Source organism: Streptomyces sp. ITFR-21, assembly GCF_031844685.1.
Taxonomy (GTDB): Bacteria; Actinomycetota; Actinomycetes; order Streptomycetales; family Streptomycetaceae; genus Actinacidiphila.
Genome location: NZ_CP134605.1, coordinates 1,693,951 through 1,710,145, shown reverse-complemented (window position 1 = coordinate 1,710,145; position 16,195 = coordinate 1,693,951). Strand labels below are relative to the sequence as shown.

Below are 16,195 nucleotides of genomic sequence, written 5' to 3'. Positions count from 1 at the left end.
GGCGACCGCGCGCCCGTGGGGGCGGCGCGGTCGCCGCGGCGGTCGCCGGGCAGGGCGGGTGCCCTGGGCCGGTTACGAGGAGGAGCGGGCGCTCCCGGCGGTCAGGACGCCGAGGCCGACGCCGAGGCGGACGCCGACGGGGCCGGGACCGGGGTCGCCGAGGGCGGGCCGAAGGTGACGCTGACCGTCGTGAAGCCCAGCGAGGTGAGCATCTGCTGGAGCATGGAGCGGGTGTTGGTCTCCGCCCGCGTCGCCAACTCGGTCTGCTTGGCCGCGTCCTGGATCTTCTGCGCGGCCAACTCGTTCATCTGCTGCATGTTGCCGGGGTTGCTGCCGAAGAAGTCACCGACCCTGTCGAAGAAGCCCCGCTGCTGCGAGACCACGTAGCTGTTCTTGGTGTCGAGCGAGGTCCGCTCGAGGGCCGCGTGCGGCAGCCGTATCGCCGCGGCCTTGCGGTCGTCCGAGACCGTCACCGCGTTCTCGCCGATCGATCCCAGGTCCACATACGCGTCCACGCTGCCGGCCCCGACGTACAGGGTGCGCTTGCCGCGGATGAAGTCCGGCAGGAACTTGGCGTCCTTGTCCAGGTCCACCACCACCTCGAAGTTGCCGCTGGCGCCCTCGAAGCGGTTCATGTCCTGGATCGACTTCAGCAGCACCGGTCCGCTGCGGTCCGTGGTCTTCTCCTCGAACGGGTTCGGGATACCGGGCAGCAGGTCCGCCCGCCCGAGCAGGAAGAACAGCACCCCGATGACCACCACCCCGATGACGATCTTCGCCCACCACGGTGTACGGGTCACCGTGATCTGCTGCGTCCCCGTGCTCTGCTGCGTCTCCATGACACACCTCCTCGTCGCCTCAACTACCCACGGGGGACGATGTCATGAGCGCAACGCGGCTGGCGCGGCAGGTTGTGGCCGGGCCGTTGGCCTCCGGTTACCGCGACGTGACAGATGTGACCTGCGCGTGTCCCGCGGTCGGCCGCTCCTGCCGGATTCCGCGCGGCCCGGCCCGGTCCGGGTGACCGGATCGTTCCGTGGCCGGGCCCGACCATGCCTATCCTTGACCGCAGGACCCCGTCAGGATCGGACCATGACCTCAACCGAGAAGTCCCAGCAGTCGGCGTCCGCCTCGGGTACGGCGCTCGTCGTCATCGACGTCCAGGAGTCCTTCCGGCAGCGCGCGGGCTGGCAGGCCGCCTCCGACCCGGAGGTCGCCGAACAGGTCGGCCGCCTGGTCGACTTCGCCCGCGCCCGCGGCGACCTGGTGATCTGGGTGCTGCACGCCGAGCCCGGCACCGGTACCGTCTTCGACCCGCTGCTCGGGTACGTCCGGCCGATCGACGGGCTCGCGGCGGCCGACGGCGAACCGGTGCTCACCAAGACCTCGCACAACGCCTTCACCACCACCAACCTCCAGCAGATCCTCACCGAACGCGGCATCCGCTCGCTGATCACCTGCGGCATCCGCACCGAGCAGTGCGTGGAGACCACCACCCGGTTGGCCTCCGACCTCGGCTACGACGTCACCTTCGTCGTCGACGCCACCGCCACCGAGCCGATCCCGGACCCCGACGCGCCCGCCGGCCGCCCGCTCGCCGAGGTACTGGCGGACCCGCGCACGCTGCTGCCGGACGAGGTCATCGCCAGGACCCGGTACGCGCTCGCCGGCCGGTTCGCGACCGTCACCACCGTCAAGGAGCTGACCGGATCGTGACCGAGGTCGTCTTCCTGCTGGTTCCCGGCGTGCACTTGCTCGATCTGGCCGGGCCCGCCCAGGTGTTCTCCACCGCCGCGGACCTCGGCCTCCCCTACGGGCTCCGGTACGCCGCCGAGCAGGAAGACGTCCTCACCGCGCAGGGGCTGCCGCTGCGGGCCGCCACCGAGTGGCCCGCGCTGTCCGCCGCCGATCTGGTCCTGGTGCCGGGCTGGCGGTCGCCCAGTCTCCGGGACACCGGCGCGCTGCGGCCCGACACCCTGGACCGGCTGCGGGTCCACCACGCGGCCGGCGGCACCGTCGCCAGTGTCTGCGCGGGCGCGGACGCGCTCGGGCGGGCCGGGCTGCTCGACGGCCGCCGCTGCACCACCCACCACGACCTCCAGGACGAACTGGCCGGCCGCTACCCGAAGGCCGCGGTGGTACGCGACGTGCTGTACGTGGTCGACGGGCGGGTGGTCACCTCCGCGGGCATCGCCAGCGGCATCGACCTGGCGCTGCACCTGGTGGCGGTACGGCACGGGCCCGCCGCCGCGGCCCGGGTCGCCCGGCAGATGGTGGTCTACGCCCGCCGCAACGGCGACGAGCAGCAGGCCAGCGCGATGCTGCGGCACCGCGGCCACGTCAGCGACGCCGTGCACCGGGCCCAGGACCTCATCGACGCCCGCTTCGCCGACCACCTCCCGCTGACCGCCCTCGCCGCCGCCACCGGCCTCAGCGAGCGCACCCTGACCCGCCGCTTCACCGCCGCCACCGGCCGCACCCCGCTGCGCTACCAGCAGGAACTGCGCCTGGAGCGGGCCCAGCACCTCGTCACGCAGGGCGCCACCCTCGAGTCCGCCGCCCGCGCGGTCGGCTTCCAGGACGGCCGGATGCTCCGCCGCCTGAGGTCCCGTACGGCGGCGGTCGCCGCGGGCTGACGGCGCCGCGGGCCGAGCGCGCCGCAACCCGCTCAGCGGGGGGTGTCGGGAGGGTCGGCGGCAGGGCCCCCGGCGGGCTCGGCCGCCGGGGCGCCGGCGGATCCGGCCGCGCCGCCGGGCCGTTCCGGCAGCGACCGCTCGAAGCACAGGGAACGCGCCGCGTCGGCGTACACCCCGAAGTTGGGGATCCGCCGGTAGCCGGAGCGGGTGTAGAAGCGGACGGCGTCCGGCTGGGCGTCGCCCGTCTCCAGCCGCAGCGCGGTCCACCCCCGGCCGCGCGCCCAGTCCTCCAGCGTGCGCAGGATCAGCGGCGCGACACCCGAGCCGCGGTGGGCCGGGTCGACGTACATGCGCTTGACCTCGCCGACGCCCTCCCCGAGGGCGCGCAGCCCGCCGCACCCCACTCCGGTGCCGTCCGTGTCCCGGGCGACGAAGAACACGGCGATGTCCGCAGCCGACGGCGGCACCCCGGGTTCGCTGTCCGGCGTCCCGTACCGCACGGCGATCTCGGCCCGCTGCCGGTCCCGCAGCGCGACGGCGTCCGGATCGGCCCACGCGACCTCGTCGATCCTCATGCCGCGGATTGTGCTCAGCCTTTGTTTCGTACGGGTTACGTGACCCGTACCCGCGCCCGACGTATCGGCCGCGCCCGCCGCGCCCCTCGGGCGCTTCCGGCGGAGGCGCTACGGAGCGACCGCCTCCGCCTCCGCCTCCGCCTCCGCCCCTGCCACCGTCACCGTCGGCTCGTGCCGGACCGGGAAGTTGACCGAACTCGCGATGAAGCAGAGCCGGTTGGCCTCGCCGTGCAACGACCGCGCCGTGTCGGCCATTGCGGCCGACGCGACCTCGACGGCGGGCCGCAGCACCACCTCCGTGAAGTGGCCGCCGCCGTCGCCGGTCTCCTCCATCGTGCCGCCCGCGTGGTCGGTGTAGGCGGTCACCACGACCCCGTTCACGGCGCACACGTGCAGGTACGACAGCAGGTGGCACTGCGAGAGCGCCGCGAGCAGCATCAGCTCCGGGTTCCAGCGCCCGGCGTCGCCGCGGAACGAGCGGTCGGCGGAGCCGAGGAGCGTCGGCAGGCCGGCCACCGACACCTCGTGGTCGCGGCCGTAGGCGCGGTACGTGCTGGTGCCCGTGCCCTGGTTGCCGGTCCAGACCACCTCGGTCCGGTACGTGTGCTGTCGCGCCGACGCCATCGGTCAGTTCCTCTCCGCAGCCGGGTACGTGCCACCGTTTCAAGGGTGGCACACGCGGTCAGCGCGCGGACGGCCCGGCGAGCGCGCGGGCCACGCCGTCCTCGTGCGGGCCGAGGAACCGCGGGTCGGGCTTGACCAGCACGTCGAGCGCCGCCTTGTCCGCGGCCAGCAGCTCGCGCACCCCGCCCGCCAGCCAGGTCGCGTCGTGCGGCTCGTCCACCCCGACCCCGTACGCGTCGACGCCGGCCGCGGCGCACAGCGCGAGCGCCCGGCGGATGTGGAACCCCTGGCTGACCAGCACCGCCCGGTCCACCCCGAACACCCGCTCGGCCCGGTCGCAGGAGTCTTGGGGTGTCGAAGCCGGCGTAGTCCGGCACCACCTTGCCCCGGGGCACCCCGTGCGCGGCCGGGTACGTCCGCACCGCGCCCGGCTCGTCGTACGGCGTCCGGCCGTTGTCGCCGGTCACCGGCACGACCCGTACCGTCCCCGCCCGGTACAGCCGCGCGGCCGCGTCCAGCCGGTGGGCCAGGTACGGCGACGGCCGCCCGTGCCACAGCCCGGCCCCGAACACCACGGCCACCGGCTCGCCCGGCACGTCCGCCGCCGACCGCACCCGGTCGCCCGCGCCGAGCCGCAGCCAGGTGGCGGGCGGCAGCGCCAGGACGCAGCAGGCGACGGCGACCCGGGCCAGGCGGCGCCACTCGCGCCGGGTGCGGGGAAGGCGGGGCCGATCCGGACCACCCGCTCCGGTACGCGCATGACGTTCCCCTCGCCTGCCCTCCCCCCGCCCCGGCCCCGGGCGACCGTCCTGACCGACCCTGGTGGACGCGAAAACCCCGGGGCCGGGTTCCCCTTCGGCCGAACGCCGCCGGACGGCCGTGGCCCGCCACACCGCGCGCGCCCGGTCGGTCGCCGCGCCGCACGCGCGGCCCGGTGCACGGCCGTGCGTGAGTCCGTCCGTACACGTACGTGTCGCCACCCCCGTCGGCGCGGGCGGTTACCGTCAGGGGCATGGCAGTGAACCACCGACCACCCGGCGCCGCCCCCGGCCATCCCGAACCGTACGAGCGGCACGGGCCGTACGGCCGCGACGACCTGGAACGCTATGTGCCCGAGCCGGACAAGCGGCCCGGACGTACCGCCTTCCAGCGCGACCGGGCCCGGGTGCTGCACTCGGCGGCGCTGCGCAGGCTGGCCGGGAAGACGCAGGTGATGGACCCCGGGGTGGGCGGCGCGGCGGTGACCGACACCAGCCCGCGCACCCGGCTCACCCACTCGCTGGAGTGCGCGCAGGTCGGCCGGGAGCTGGGCGCGGCGCTCGGCTGCGACCCCGACCTGGTCGAGACTGCCTGCCTGGCGCACGACCTCGGACACCCGCCTTTCGGCCACAACGGGGAGCTGGTACTGGCCGAGTTCGCCGCGGACTGCGGCGGGTTCGAGGGCAACGCGCAGAGCCTGCGGCTGCTGACCCGGATCGAGCCGAAGCGGTTCGTGGCGGCGCCGGAGGGGGCCGCGGGCGGGGACACGGGCGACGGCGGACTGGTCAGCGTCGGGCTCAACCTCACCAGGGCCGCGCTGGACGCGGCCACCAAGTACCCCTGGCCGCGCGGCGGCCACCCGACGACTCCGGGCAGCCGCAAGTTCGGGGTGTACGAGGACGACCTGCCGGTCTTCCGCTGGCTGCGGCAGGGCGCGCCCGAGGGCCGCCAGTGCTTCGAGGCGCAGGTCATGGACTGGGCGGACGACGTGGCGTACTCCGCGCACGACGTGGAGGACGGCCTCCAGGCCGGCCACATAGACCCCCGGGCCCTGCTGTCCCGCCCTGAGCGGGCCGAGGTCTTCGGCTGCGCCGCGGCCCGGTACGCCCCGCCCGGCACCGACCCCGCCGAGCTGGCCGCAGCGCTCGACCGGCTGCTCGACCAGCCGTGGTGGCCGCGCCGCTACGACGGCAGCGCGCTGGACCAGGCGCGGCTCAAGGACGCGGCCTCCCAGCTGATCGGCCGCTTCTGCCTGGCCGCCGAGGAGGCCACCCGGGAGCGGTACGGCACCGCCCGGCTCACCCGGTACGGCGCGGAACTGGTGGTCCCCCGGGAGCAGCGGCTCGAATGCGCGGTGCTCAAGGCCGTCGCCGACCGCTACGTGATGCAGCGCGCCGCCCACGCGCGGCGCCGCGCCGAGCAGCGGGTCCTCATCGGCGAGCTGGCCCACACCCTGCTCGACCGCGCCCCCCGGGGCCTGGACCCCCAGTTCCGGGCCCTGTTCGACGCCGCCCCCGACGACGCGGCCCGCCGTCGCGCGGTCGTCGACCAGATCGCCTCCCTCACCGACGCGGCGGCCACCGCCCTCCACGCCCGGCTGACGTCCTAGGGTCTGTCGCGCGGGCGTCCGCGTCCCGCGTGCCTCCGGCGGCCGGGTCGTCCTCGGCCGCCGCTCCGGGTCCGGCGCCCCCCTCGCGCCCCCGCGCGCACCCCCGCGCCGCGGCTCTGCGGCAACGCGCGTCACCCAGATCCCTGGAGACCCTTGCGTATCGATGCGATGATCATGTCGGGCGGTCCGGAAAAGGGCCGCCGGCAGGGATCGTTCGGGCGTTCAGTGGACGTTCGGCAGAGGAACGGCGCAAGAACGGACCGGCGCGGCGCTCTTCCGGACGGCACTGACGTGCGGGACGCTCGCGTATAACGAACGACCGGCAACGACCGGCAGGGGAGGCGCACAGTGGTGGACGCACACCAGACCTTCGTGATCGTCGGGGCGGGGCTCGCCGGGGCCAAGGCCGCGGAGACGCTGCGTTCCGAGGGATTCACCGGCCGGGTGATACTGATCGGCGACGAGCGCGACCACCCCTACGAACGCCCACCGCTGTCCAAGAGCTATCTGGCCGGCACCTCAAACCGCGACACCTTGTTCGTGCAGCAGCCCGGCTGGTACGCCGAGCACGACATCGAGCTGCACCTCGGCCAGCCGGTCGTCCACCTGGACCGCGCCGCCCACACCGTGACCCTCGGCGACGGCACCACCCTCCAGTACGACAAGCTGCTGCTCGCCACCGGCTCCGAGCCCCGCCGCCTCGACATCCCCGGCACCGAACTGGCCGGCGTGCACCACCTGCGCCGGCTGGCCCACGCCGACCGGCTCAAGCACGTCCTGACCAGCCTCGGCCGGGAGAACGGACACCTGGTGATCGCCGGCGCGGGCTGGATCGGCCTGGAGGTGGCCGCCGCCGCCCGCGGCTACGGCGCCGAGGTGACCGTCATCGAGCCCTCGCCCACCCCGCTGCACTCCGTACTCGGCCCGGAGCTGGGCTCCGTGTTCACCGACCTGCACGCCGAGCACGGCGTCCGCTTCCAGTTCGGCCGCAAGCTCACCGAGATCATCGGCCAGGACGGCATGGTGCTGGCCGCCGTCACCGACGACGGCGAGGAGCACCCCGCGCACGACGTGCTCGCCGCGATCGGCGCCGCCCCCCGTACCGCGCTCGCCGAGTCCGCCGGGCTGGCGCTGGTCGCCCCGGAACAGGGCGGCGGCATCGCGGTCGACGCGGGCCTGCGCACCTCCGACCCCGACATCTACGCGGCCGGCGACGTCGCCAACGCCGAGCACCCGCCGCTCGGGCTGCGGCTGCGGGTCGAGCACTGGGCGAACGCCCTGGGCGGCGGCCCGGCCGCCGCCCGCGCCATGCTCGGCGGCCGGGAGCCGTACCAGCGGGTCCCGTACTTCTTCTCCGACCAGTACGACCTGGGCCTGGAGTTCTCCGGCTACGCCGCCCCCGGCAGCTACGACCAGGTGGTGTGCCGCGGCGACGTGGGCAAGCGGCAGTTCATCGCGTTCTGGCTGCGCGAGGGCCGGGTGACGGCCGGCATGAACGTCAACGTCTGGGACGTCACCGACACCGTCCAGCAGCTGATCCGTAGCGACCGCCCGGTGGGCCCCGACGCGCTGGCCGACCCGTCCGTCGCGCTAGCCTCTCTCCTGGACTGACCAGGAAGGACACCCGCCATGCGGACCGCCGTCGTACCCGTCGAGGAGATCTTCGCCCTGCGGTGGGCGGTGCTGCGCACCGGGATGCCGCGCGAGACCGCCGTCTATCCGGAGGACTCGCGCGGCGACACCTTCCACATAGCGGTGTACGACGACGGGGACGCCGCCGGGCACGGGGACGGCGGGGCCGGCGGCGGCACGGTCAAGGGCTGTGTGACCTTCTTCCCCGACCCGCTGCCGGGCGAGCCCGCCCCCGCCTACCGCTTCCGCGGCATGGGCAGCGCCCCCGAGGTCCGCGGCCGGGGCTTCGGCGCCGCCGCCCTCAACGCCGGCCTGCGCGAGGCCGCCGCCCGCGGCGCCGCCCTCGCCTGGTGCAACGGCCGGATCGCCGCCACCGGCTTCTACGAACACCTGGGCTTCACCGCCCAGGGCGAGCAGTTCGAACTCCGGCCGAGCGGCCCGCACTACGTCTTCGTCACCAAGGACCTCGACCGCTGACCCGCCCGGTCGCGCACGGCGCTCCCGGTCCCCGCGGCGCCCGGTGCCCGGCCTTCGCCACCCGCCCGCGGCCGGTGCCCGCTTCGACGAGCACGGTGTACGCGGTCTGCACGGCGGCGGTCCGGGACCCGGGCCGGCCGCTCACCGGGACAGGCAGAAGGCCAGCAGGCCCGAGGCGTCCATGTCCAGGGCCGGTTCCGAACTCTGCCAGGAGCGCACGTCGTCGGTGTAGGTGCTGCCGTGGCCGGTGAAGGCGGCGAACGGGTCGTCGGCGGCCGGGCAGGGGCGCATGCCGTCCAGGTAGTCGCCGAGGCCGTCCTCGAACTGGGCCGAGCCGTTGGGGCCGTTGACGACCGCGCCCACTTCCAGCGGCCGCCCGCCGTCCAGGCTGCCCGCCAGGTTGCCCAGCTCGCCGGCGGTGCACCGCGGGAAGGTGGTGCCCTCGCCGACCATGAAGGACGTGCCCCAGGCGTTCGCGCCGAGCAGCCAGTCGAGCTGCTCGGTGCCGAACCGGTCGTACGAGCGGTCGCCCGTCACCGACCGGTACAGCCGGACGGTCGCGGCCAGCCCCAGCGTGTGCGAGTCCGCGTCGAAGTCGTCGTAGACCGCGCCCGCGCGGAAGGGGTCGGCCGCCGCGCGGTCCCTGGCGGTGTCGAGCTGCCCTCGCACGTAGCCGATCAGCTGCTTATACGACGCCGCCAGGCCGTGGGGCTCGCCGGCCGCCTTCTCCGCGCGGGCCAGGTCCAGGTCGGCGAGCGCGCCGGTGTCGTACATGTTGAGGCTGTCCGCGCCGTCCTCGCCCTGGTGGCCCTTCGCCCACCGCGCGGCCTGCCGCAGCCACCCCGAGGCCCGCGGGTCGCGCAGCTGCTACGCGGCCAGCGCCAGTTCGGCGCCGCCGAAGGCCAGGTCGTCCTGCCAGCTGGTCTCCGGGTAGTAGCCGTACGGGACGGTGGTGACCAGCTGCCCGGGGCCGGTGTCGGCCAGGCCGTAGATCTGCGCGGCGGTCGCCAGGTACCCCTGGGCCCTGGCGCGGTCGGCGGCGCGGCCGGTGGCGGCGTACCGCTGGGCGGCGAGCGCGAAGTCGGCGGCCAGCCGGCCGGCCTGGTTGGGGCTGATCCGCGAGCCGGGCGCGGCGGCCCGGAAGACCGGGCGGTTCCGCAGGAAGGGGTGGGCCCGGTCGGTGTCGTCCTTCTCCGGCAGCCGCCACACGTCGTGGTCGCCGACCACGCTGCCGTCCTCCGTCCCCGAACCCAGGCCCACCTGGATGTAGAGCGTCCTCGTCGTGCCGTCCCACATCCGGTCCAGCCACTCCAGACCGTGCTGCGCCTCGGCACCCAGCGCGGAGGCGGGCCCGGCGCCGGTCCGCAGCGCCGCGATCTGGAGGGCCGCCACCGCGTACGACGTGGTCTCGGTGAACTTCAGGTAGTCGCCCGCGTCGAACCAGCCGCCGGAGACGTCGACGGTGCCGCCGGCCTTCCCGGGCGCGGCCTCGACGGTGTCGCCGTCGGGGTCGGTGTAGGCGGGCGGGTCGTAGACTGCGGCCTTGGCGTCGTTCAGGTGCGCGGGCCCGCGTCCCAGCTGCCCGGGGACCGGGTCGGCGCCGTCGCGCTGCGCCTGGAAGAAGCGGGTGGCGTCGGCGGCGGGCCGGGCGAAGACCGCAGCCGACGGGCCGATGGTGACGAGCGGTGAGGCGGCGGCGCCGTCGACCACCAGGCGGTATCCGCCCGGGGTGCGTACCCGGCTGAAGTCGATCGGGTAGACCGCCGGGTAGGCCGCGTTCCACCGCCCCAGGCTCGTCGCCGTACGGCCCGCCGCGACCGCCCGGCCGCGGCCGTCCACCAGCCGCCACCGCGCCCCGGACACCGGCGACCCCGCCAGCAGGAACGCCTCCTTGGCGGCACCGTCCGCGTATCCCACCTGGTCGACCCGGACCAGCCCGCCGGCGGCGTCCGCCACGGCGTCCGCCCCGCCGGTCAGCGACAGTCCGGCCAGCACGGCGGCGGCCGTCACCCCGGTCACCGCGGCCCTGCCCGTACGACGGAACGGCATGCGCACTCCCCGGAACCCCGGTAACAGGAAAGCTTCCTAACGAATCGCGAAGCTAGCCCCTCCCCGTCGGCGGGTCAATCCCCGGGTCCGGACCGGCCCGTCCCACCAGGGCCGTAGACTTCCCCCGTGGCCGGCAGGATCAGGGACGAGGACGTGAAGGCGGTACGCGACGCCGTCCCCATCGACGCCGTCGTCTCGGAGTACCTCCAGCTCAGACCGGCCGGCGGCGGCAACCTCAAGGGCCTGTGCCCCTTCCACGACGAGAAGTCCCCCTCCTTCCAGGTCAGTCCGGCCAAGGGCCTGTACCACTGCTTCGGCTGCGGCGAGGGCGGCGACACGCTCGCGTTCGTGATGAAGCTGGACCACCTGTCGTTCACCGAGGCCGTGGAGCGGCTGGCCGGGCAGGCCGGGATCACGCTGCGGTACGAGGAGGGCAGCCACGTCCCCGGCCGGCAGCAGGGGGAGCGGATCCGGCTGGTCGAGGCGCACCGGGCGGCGGCGGCCTTCTACGTCGAGCAACTGGGCTCGGCCGAGGCGGAGATCGGGCGGAAGTTCCTGGCCGGGCGCGGGTTCGACCAGGCCGCGGCGGAGCACTTCGGCGTGGGGTACGCGCCGGCCGGCTGGGACCACCTGGTGCGGTTCCTGCGCGGGAAGGGCTTTTCGGACAAGGAGCTCATCGTCTCCGGGCTGGCCTCGGAAAGCCGGCGTGGCGGGGCGATCGACCGCTTCAGGGGCCGGCTGATCTGGCCGATCCGGGACATCACCGGCGAGGTGATCGGCTTCGGCGCGCGCAAGCTGCGCGAGGACGACCAGGGGCCGAAGTACCTGAACACGCCCGACACCCCGCTGTACCGCAAGTCCCAGGTGCTGTACGGGATCGACCTGGCGAAGAAGGAGATCGCCAGGACCGGCCGGGCGGTGGTCGTCGAGGGCTACACCGACGTGATGGCCTGCCACCTGGCCGGCGTCACCACCGCGATCGCCACCTGCGGCACCGCGTTCGGCGGCGACCACATCAAGATCCTGCGGCGGCTGCTGATGGACAACGCGCTCGCCGAGGTGGTGTTCACCTTCGACGGCGACGACGCGGGCCAGAAAGCGGCGCTGCGGGCGTTCGAGGACGACCAGAAGTTCGCCGCCGAGACGTCCATCGCGATCACCCCCGGCGGCATGGACCCCTGCGAGCTGCGGCTCGCCGAGGGCGACGCGGCGGTGCAGCGGCTGATCGACGGGCGCACCCCGCTGTTCGCGTTCGCGCTGCGCTCGATCGTGGCCCGCTACAACCTGGACACCGACGAGGGCCGGGTGGCGGCGGTGGACGCGGCGGTCCCGGTGGTGGCCGCGATCAAGAACCAGTCGCTGCGGGACCGCTACGCGATCCGGCTGATCGGCATGGCGGGCATCGCCACCCAGTCCGAGGAGCAGTCGATCATCCGCCGGGTCCGGGCGATGTCCCGGGCCCGGGCGGCGGGCAACGCGCCGGTCGCCGACCGTGGACGCCCGCCCCGGCCGGGCCCCGGCGCGTCGGCGGGCCCGGCCAGGGCGACCGCCTCCGGCCCCCGGCTCGACCTGCGCAGCCCGGCGCACCGCCTGGAGCGCGAACTGCTCAAGCTGGCCCTCCAGTTCCCGCACCTGGTCTCGCCCGCCTTCGACGCCTATGGCGAGGACGAGTTCACCGGCCCGCCGTACGCGGCGGTGCGCCGGGTGATCGCGCAGGCGGGCGGCACCGATCACGCGGACCCGGACTACCTGACGCGGGTCCGGGAGGCGGCGCCGGACGACACGGTACGTACCTGGGTGACGGAGCTGGCCGTCGAGCCGGTGATGCACAAGGCACCGGAGTTCTACGCCGGCGCGGTGCTGGTCGACGTACGGCTGAACGCGGTGTCCCGGCGGGTCGCCGAGGTGCAGGCGGCCCACGCGCGGCTCGACGCGCAGGGCGTGCCGCAGGAGGCGCCGGAGCGGGTCACCCTCCGGGACGAACTGTGGGCGCTGCAGAGTTACGGCCGCAGGCTCCGGCAGTTGGGCGCGGCCGGCCTGTAGCCGGGCGGGCCGAGCCGGTCCGGCCGCCGCCGAGGTGTTCTCGGCGGGCCCGGTGCCGCCGGCCGTGCGCGCCTTCCCGCCGGTCTTGCCGGGCCGCTCCGGCCGCGCCGCGGCCCTCCCCCCGCCCCGCGACGGCGCCCCGCCCCGCCTCCGGCCGCCTGAGCCGCCGTCACCACACGGACGCGGGTGGTGACGTGGCGTGAAAAAGCGTACGCACGACCCTCGTGGCGGGGCGTGTCGTGGGCCACACTGGGTGACGGCGCCCGGGGTCTGGCTTGGCCGGAGCTTCGCGGAACGGCTCGGCCCCAGCCCTTCTCCGAGCCCATTGTCGCGCTCATCGCGGAGGTCGCTTCCGTGCAGACCCGAAGCCAGATCCAGGTCGAGACCGAACCCCGGCCGGACTTCCCGGTCGCGTTCCCCGTACTGCCGGCCGTCGCCGAGGCGCTGCCCTCGGCGCCGGTGTCCCGGGTGCCGGAACAGCGCGGGGAAGGCGCGGGGTCCGACCCGCCGCGGGAGCGCGAGGACCCCGGGCCTTCCCGGGCCCCCGGGGACGTCCAGGAGGCCGGGGCCCCGGCGGACGCCGAGGAGGCCGAGGAGGCCGAGGAGGGCAAGGGGGGCAAGAGGGTTGCGGAGGCCGGACCTCCGGACCTCCAGGACCTCGCCGACGTGCCGCCCGACGTCGCCGGTGTGGCCGACCTGCCCGACCTGCCCGACCTGCCCGACGTGTCCGACGTGTCCGACGTGGCGGCCCCGCCCGACGCGGCCGGGTTCCTCGACCCCGCCCCGCCGCTCAGGTCGCTGCGCGCCGAGGCGGCGGCCGGCCCCTCCGCCGACCTCTTCCGCCAGTACCTGCGCGAGATCGGCCGCATCCCGCTGCTCTCGGCCGCCGAGGAGGTCGAGCTGGCCCGCCGGGTGGAGGCCGGCCTGTTCGCGGAGGAGAAGCTCGCCGCCTTCCCCGACCTGGACTCCCGGCTCGCCGTCGACCTCGACCGCCTGGTCGTGCTCGGCCGGACGGCCAAACGGCGCCTGATAGAGGCGAACCTGCGGCTCGTCGTCTCGGTGGCCAAGCGCTACATCGGCCGCGGCCTGATCATGCTCGACCTGGTCCAGGAGGGCAACGTCGGCCTGATCCGCGCGGTCGAGAAGTTCGACTACGCCCGCGGCTACAAGTTCTCCACCTACGCCACCTGGTGGATCCGCCAGGCGATGTCCCGCGCGCTCGCCGACCAGGCCCGTACCATCCGCGTCCCCGTGCACGTGGTGGAGCTGATCAACCGCGTGGTCCGCGTCCAGCGCCTCCTCCTCCAGGAGCACGGCCGCGAACCGAGCACCGGGGAGGTCGCCGTCCGACTGGACCTGACCGAGGAACGGGTCTGGGAGGTGCTGCGGCTCGCCCAGGAGCCGGTGTCGCTGCACGCCCCGGTCGGTGAGGAGGACGACGTCGCCCTCGGCGACCTCATCGAGGACGGCGACGCCGCCTCACCGGCCGAGTCGGCCGCGTTCCTGCTGCTGCGCGAGCACCTGGAGGCGGTGCTGTCCACGCTCGGCGAGCGCGAACGCAAGGTCGTCCAGCTGCGGTACGGGCTCGCCGACGGCCGTCCCCGTACGCTGGAGGAGATCGGCCGGATCTTCGGGGTCACCCGGGAGCGGATCCGCCAGATCGAGTCCAAGACGCTGGGCAAGCTGCGCGACCACGCCTTCGCCGACCAGCTCCACGGCTACCTCGACTGACCCCCGCGACCTCGACCGGCCCTTCCGGGCCCGACCGGCCCTTCCGGGCCCGAGGGGGACGCGGCGGGGCCCCGGGGGGCCCGGTCCCGAGCTTCGGGCCCCGGGCCCCCGTGACGCCGCGGGGATCCGAACGGCGGAGCCCTTAGTCCACCTCCGCCACGGCCTGCGCGAACTGCGCCGCGTACAGCCGCGCGTACGCGCCCCGTGCGGCGAGCAGCTCGCTGTGCGTGCCCTGCTCCACGATCGACCCCGACTCCATCACCAGGATGACGTCGGCGTCGCGGATCGTGGACAGCCGGTGCGCGATGACGAAGCTGGTCCGGCCGTCGCTGAGCCTGGCCATGGCCCGCTGGATCAGTACCTCGGTCCTGGTGTCCACCGAGCTGGTGGCCTCGTCCAGCACCAGGATCACCGGGTCGGACAGGAACGCCCGCGCTATGGTGATCAGCTGCTTCTCGCCCGCGCTGACGCCGGTGCCCTCGTCGTCGATCACCGTGTCGTAGCCGTCGGGCAGCGTGCGGATGAAGCGGTCCGCGTGCGCCGCCCGGGCCGCCGCCTCGATGTCCGCCCGCCCGGCGCCCTCACTGCCGTACCCGATGTTCTCCGCGATGGTGCCGCCGAACAGCCAGGTGTCCTGCAGCACCATCCCTATCGAGGCCCGCAGCTCCTGCCGGGACATCGCCGAGACGTCCGTGCCGTCCAGGGTGATCCGGCCGCCGGACACCTCGTAGAACCGCATCAGCAGATTGACCAGCGTGGTCTTGCCGGCGCCGGTCGGGCCGACGATGGCCACCGTGTGCCCCGGCTCCACCGTCAGCGACAGGCCGTCGATGAGCGGCTTGTCCGGCAGGTAGCGGAAGGCCACGTCCTCCAGCGCCACCCGCCCGCGCCGCACGGCAGGCCGGGCCGGTACCCGCGGCTCGCCCGACTGCTCCTCGGCGTCGAGGAGTTCGAAGACCCGCTCGGCGGAGGCGACCCCGGACTGGATCAGGTTCGCCATGCTCGCGACCTGCGTCAGCGGCTGGCTGAACTGCCGCGAGTACTGCACGAACGCCTGGACGTCACCGATGGACAGCGCCCCGGACGCCACCCGCAGACCGCCGATCACCGCCACCAGCACGTAGTTCAGGTTGCCGATGAACATCATCATCGGCTGGATCGTGCCGGAGATGAACTGGGCCCGGAAACCGGTCCGGAACAGCTGCTCGTTCTCCCGCCCGAAGATCTCCGCGGACTCCTTCGCCCGCCCGAAGACCTTTACCAGGGAGTGCCCGGTGTACATCTCCTCTATGTGCGCGTTGAGCGCCCCGGTGGTCTTCCACTGCTGCACGAACTGCGGCTGTGCCCGCTTGCCGACCCGGGTGGCCACCAGCAGCGTCACCGGCACGGTGACCAGCGCGACCAGCGCCAGCAGCCAGGAGATCCAGAACATCATCGCCAGCACACCGACGATGGTCAGCAGCGAGTTGATCAGCTGGCCCATGGTCTGCTGCATGCTCTGGCCGATGTTGTCGATGTCGTTGGTGGCCCGGCTGAGCACCTCGCCGCGCGGCTGCCGGTCGAAGTACGACAGCGGCAGCCGGGACAGCTTCACCTCGACGTCGGACCGCAGCCGGTACACCGCCTGGTTGATGATCCTGGTCGCGGTACGCATCTGGATGACGCTCAGCGCCGCCGCGACCACGTACACCGCCAGCGCCAGCAGCAGCACGTCGCGGATCGCGTGGAAGTCCATGCCCTGGCCGGGGGTGAAGTCGATGCCCGACAGCAGGTCGGCCGTCTTGTCCTGCCCGTGCGCCCGCAGCGTGTCCAGGGCCTGCCGCTTGGAGCCGCCCCGGACCTGCCGGCCGATCACCCCGGCGAAGACCAGGTCCGTGGCACGGCCCAGGATCCGCGGGCCGGTCACCGACAGCGCGACGCTCACCAGGCCGAACGTCAGCATCACGGAGAGCAGGAAGCGGTCCGGGCGCATCGTGCCCAGCAGCCGCTTCAGGGAGCCCGAAAAGTCCATCGACCGCTCGACCGGTCCGCCGGACATGAAACGGGCCGGACCGCCCATC

13 protein-coding genes and 1 pseudogene are annotated in these 16,195 nt (G+C 74.3%); 7 read left to right on the top strand and 7 right to left on the bottom strand.

The window, feature by feature from the left end; all coding sequences use genetic code 11:
• Positions 1-101: 101 nt before the first annotated feature.
• Complete coding sequence (locus RLT57_RS07630; RefSeq protein WP_311296603.1) at positions 102-839, bottom strand: DUF4230 domain-containing protein; 738 nt, start codon at positions 837-839, stop codon at positions 102-104.
• 253 nt (positions 840-1,092) lie between these two features.
• Here RLT57_RS07630 and RLT57_RS07625 point away from each other — a divergent pair, with 253 nt between their 5' ends.
• Together RLT57_RS07625 and RLT57_RS07620 are read left to right on the top strand one after the other, a co-directional pair.
• Complete coding sequence (locus RLT57_RS07625) at positions 1,093-1,716, top strand: cysteine hydrolase family protein (RefSeq protein ID WP_311296602.1); 624 nt, start codon at positions 1,093-1,095, stop codon at positions 1,714-1,716.
• Positions 1,713-2,636 carry a GlxA family transcriptional regulator gene (locus tag RLT57_RS07620; protein WP_311296601.1) on the top strand — a complete coding sequence of 308 codons (924 nt, stop codon included), beginning with the start codon at positions 1,713-1,715 and terminating at the stop codon, positions 2,634-2,636. The genes RLT57_RS07625 and RLT57_RS07620 overlap by 4 nt, the downstream gene beginning before the upstream one ends.
• Before the next feature lie 32 nt (positions 2,637-2,668).
• Here the strand turns inward: RLT57_RS07620 and RLT57_RS07615 are convergent, their stop codons facing one another.
• From RLT57_RS07615 to RLT57_RS07605, 3 genes and pseudogenes are all read right to left on the bottom strand, one after another.
• Positions 2,669-3,211 (bottom strand): GNAT family N-acetyltransferase, encoded by a 543-nt coding sequence (locus RLT57_RS07615; protein WP_311296600.1) that lies wholly within the window; start codon positions 3,209-3,211, stop codon positions 2,669-2,671.
• A gap of 108 nt (positions 3,212-3,319) precedes the next feature.
• Positions 3,320-3,835, bottom strand: coding sequence for an OsmC family protein (locus tag RLT57_RS07610; RefSeq protein ID WP_311296599.1), 516 nt, complete (start codon positions 3,833-3,835; stop codon positions 3,320-3,322).
• A gap of 58 nt (positions 3,836-3,893) precedes the next feature.
• A pseudogene (locus RLT57_RS07605) lies at positions 3,894-4,527 on the bottom strand (SanA/YdcF family protein).
• A 320-nt stretch (positions 4,528-4,847) separates the two neighbouring features.
• Between RLT57_RS07605 and RLT57_RS07600 the strand changes: the two are divergent.
• The 3 genes from RLT57_RS07600 (at position 4,848) to RLT57_RS07590 (ending at position 8,312) form a co-directional block, all read left to right on the top strand.
• The gene (locus RLT57_RS07600) at positions 4,848-6,203 is read left to right on the top strand and encodes a deoxyguanosinetriphosphate triphosphohydrolase (RefSeq protein ID WP_311296598.1); all 1,356 of its coding nucleotides are present in this window, start codon (positions 4,848-4,850) and stop codon (positions 6,201-6,203) included.
• Between the two features lie 348 nt (positions 6,204-6,551).
• Entirely contained in the window at positions 6,552-7,814 is a 1,263-nt protein-coding gene (locus tag RLT57_RS07595) for an NAD(P)/FAD-dependent oxidoreductase (protein WP_311296597.1), read from the top strand.
• Between the two features lie 18 nt (positions 7,815-7,832).
• Positions 7,833-8,312, top strand: coding sequence for a GNAT family N-acetyltransferase (locus RLT57_RS07590; RefSeq protein WP_311296596.1), 480 nt, complete (start codon positions 7,833-7,835; stop codon positions 8,310-8,312).
• 141 nt (positions 8,313-8,453) lie between these two features.
• Here the strand turns inward: RLT57_RS07590 and RLT57_RS07585 are convergent, their stop codons facing one another.
• Together RLT57_RS07585 and RLT57_RS07580 are read right to left on the bottom strand one after the other, a co-directional pair.
• Positions 8,454-9,086 carry a glycoside hydrolase family 9 protein gene (locus RLT57_RS07585; RefSeq protein WP_311296595.1) on the bottom strand — a complete coding sequence of 211 codons (633 nt, stop codon included), beginning with the start codon at positions 9,084-9,086 and terminating at the stop codon, positions 8,454-8,456.
• A gap of 93 nt (positions 9,087-9,179) precedes the next feature.
• The gene (locus RLT57_RS07580; RefSeq protein WP_311296594.1) at positions 9,180-10,361 is read right to left on the bottom strand and encodes a glycoside hydrolase family 9 protein; all 1,182 of its coding nucleotides are present in this window, start codon (positions 10,359-10,361) and stop codon (positions 9,180-9,182) included.
• 126 nt (positions 10,362-10,487) lie between these two features.
• Between RLT57_RS07580 and dnaG the strand changes: the two genes are divergently transcribed.
• Together dnaG and RLT57_RS07570 are read left to right on the top strand one after the other, a co-directional pair.
• A complete protein-coding gene (gene dnaG, locus RLT57_RS07575; protein ID WP_311296593.1) occupies positions 10,488-12,404 on the top strand; it encodes a DNA primase in 1,917 nt (638 codons plus the stop codon).
• A gap of 354 nt (positions 12,405-12,758) precedes the next feature.
• Positions 12,759-14,135, top strand: a complete 1,377-nt coding sequence (locus tag RLT57_RS07570; protein WP_311296592.1) for a sigma-70 family RNA polymerase sigma factor — start codon at positions 12,759-12,761, stop codon at positions 14,133-14,135.
• 142 nt (positions 14,136-14,277) lie between these two features.
• On the opposite strand, the gene RLT57_RS07565 is transcribed toward RLT57_RS07570, so the two are convergent.
• Positions 14,278-16,194: an ABC transporter ATP-binding protein gene (locus RLT57_RS07565; RefSeq protein ID WP_311300618.1), complete on the bottom strand. Its 1,917-nt coding sequence runs from the start codon at positions 16,192-16,194 to the stop codon at positions 14,278-14,280.
• Position 16,195 lies beyond the last annotated feature (1 nt).

What these genes read in the sequence shown, in the direction of transcription:
- RLT57_RS07590 (WP_311296596.1), top strand. Translation starts at nt 7,833, where the DNA reads ATGCGGACCGCCGTCGTACCCGTCGAGGAGATCTTCGCCCTGCGGTGG.
- RLT57_RS07625 (WP_311296602.1), top strand. Translation starts at nt 1,093, where the DNA reads ATGACCTCAACCGAGAAGTCCCAGCAGTCGGCGTCCGCCTCGGGTACG.
- RLT57_RS07610 (WP_311296599.1), bottom strand. Translation starts at nt 3,835, where the DNA reads ATGGCGTCGGCGCGACAGCACACGTACCGGACCGAGGTGGTCTGGACC.
- RLT57_RS07565 (WP_311300618.1), bottom strand. Translation starts at nt 16,194, where the DNA reads ATGGGCGGTCCGGCCCGTTTCATGTCCGGCGGACCGGTCGAGCGGTCG.
- RLT57_RS07630 (WP_311296603.1), bottom strand. Translation starts at nt 839, where the DNA reads ATGGAGACGCAGCAGAGCACGGGGACGCAGCAGATCACGGTGACCCGT.
- RLT57_RS07585 (WP_311296595.1), bottom strand. Translation starts at nt 9,086, where the DNA reads ATGTACGACACCGGCGCGCTCGCCGACCTGGACCTGGCCCGCGCGGAG.
- RLT57_RS07615 (WP_311296600.1), bottom strand. Translation starts at nt 3,211, where the DNA reads ATGAGGATCGACGAGGTCGCGTGGGCCGATCCGGACGCCGTCGCGCTG.
- RLT57_RS07600 (WP_311296598.1), top strand. Translation starts at nt 4,848, where the DNA reads ATGGCAGTGAACCACCGACCACCCGGCGCCGCCCCCGGCCATCCCGAA.
- RLT57_RS07580 (WP_311296594.1), bottom strand. Translation starts at nt 10,361, where the DNA reads ATGCCGTTCCGTCGTACGGGCAGGGCCGCGGTGACCGGGGTGACGGCC.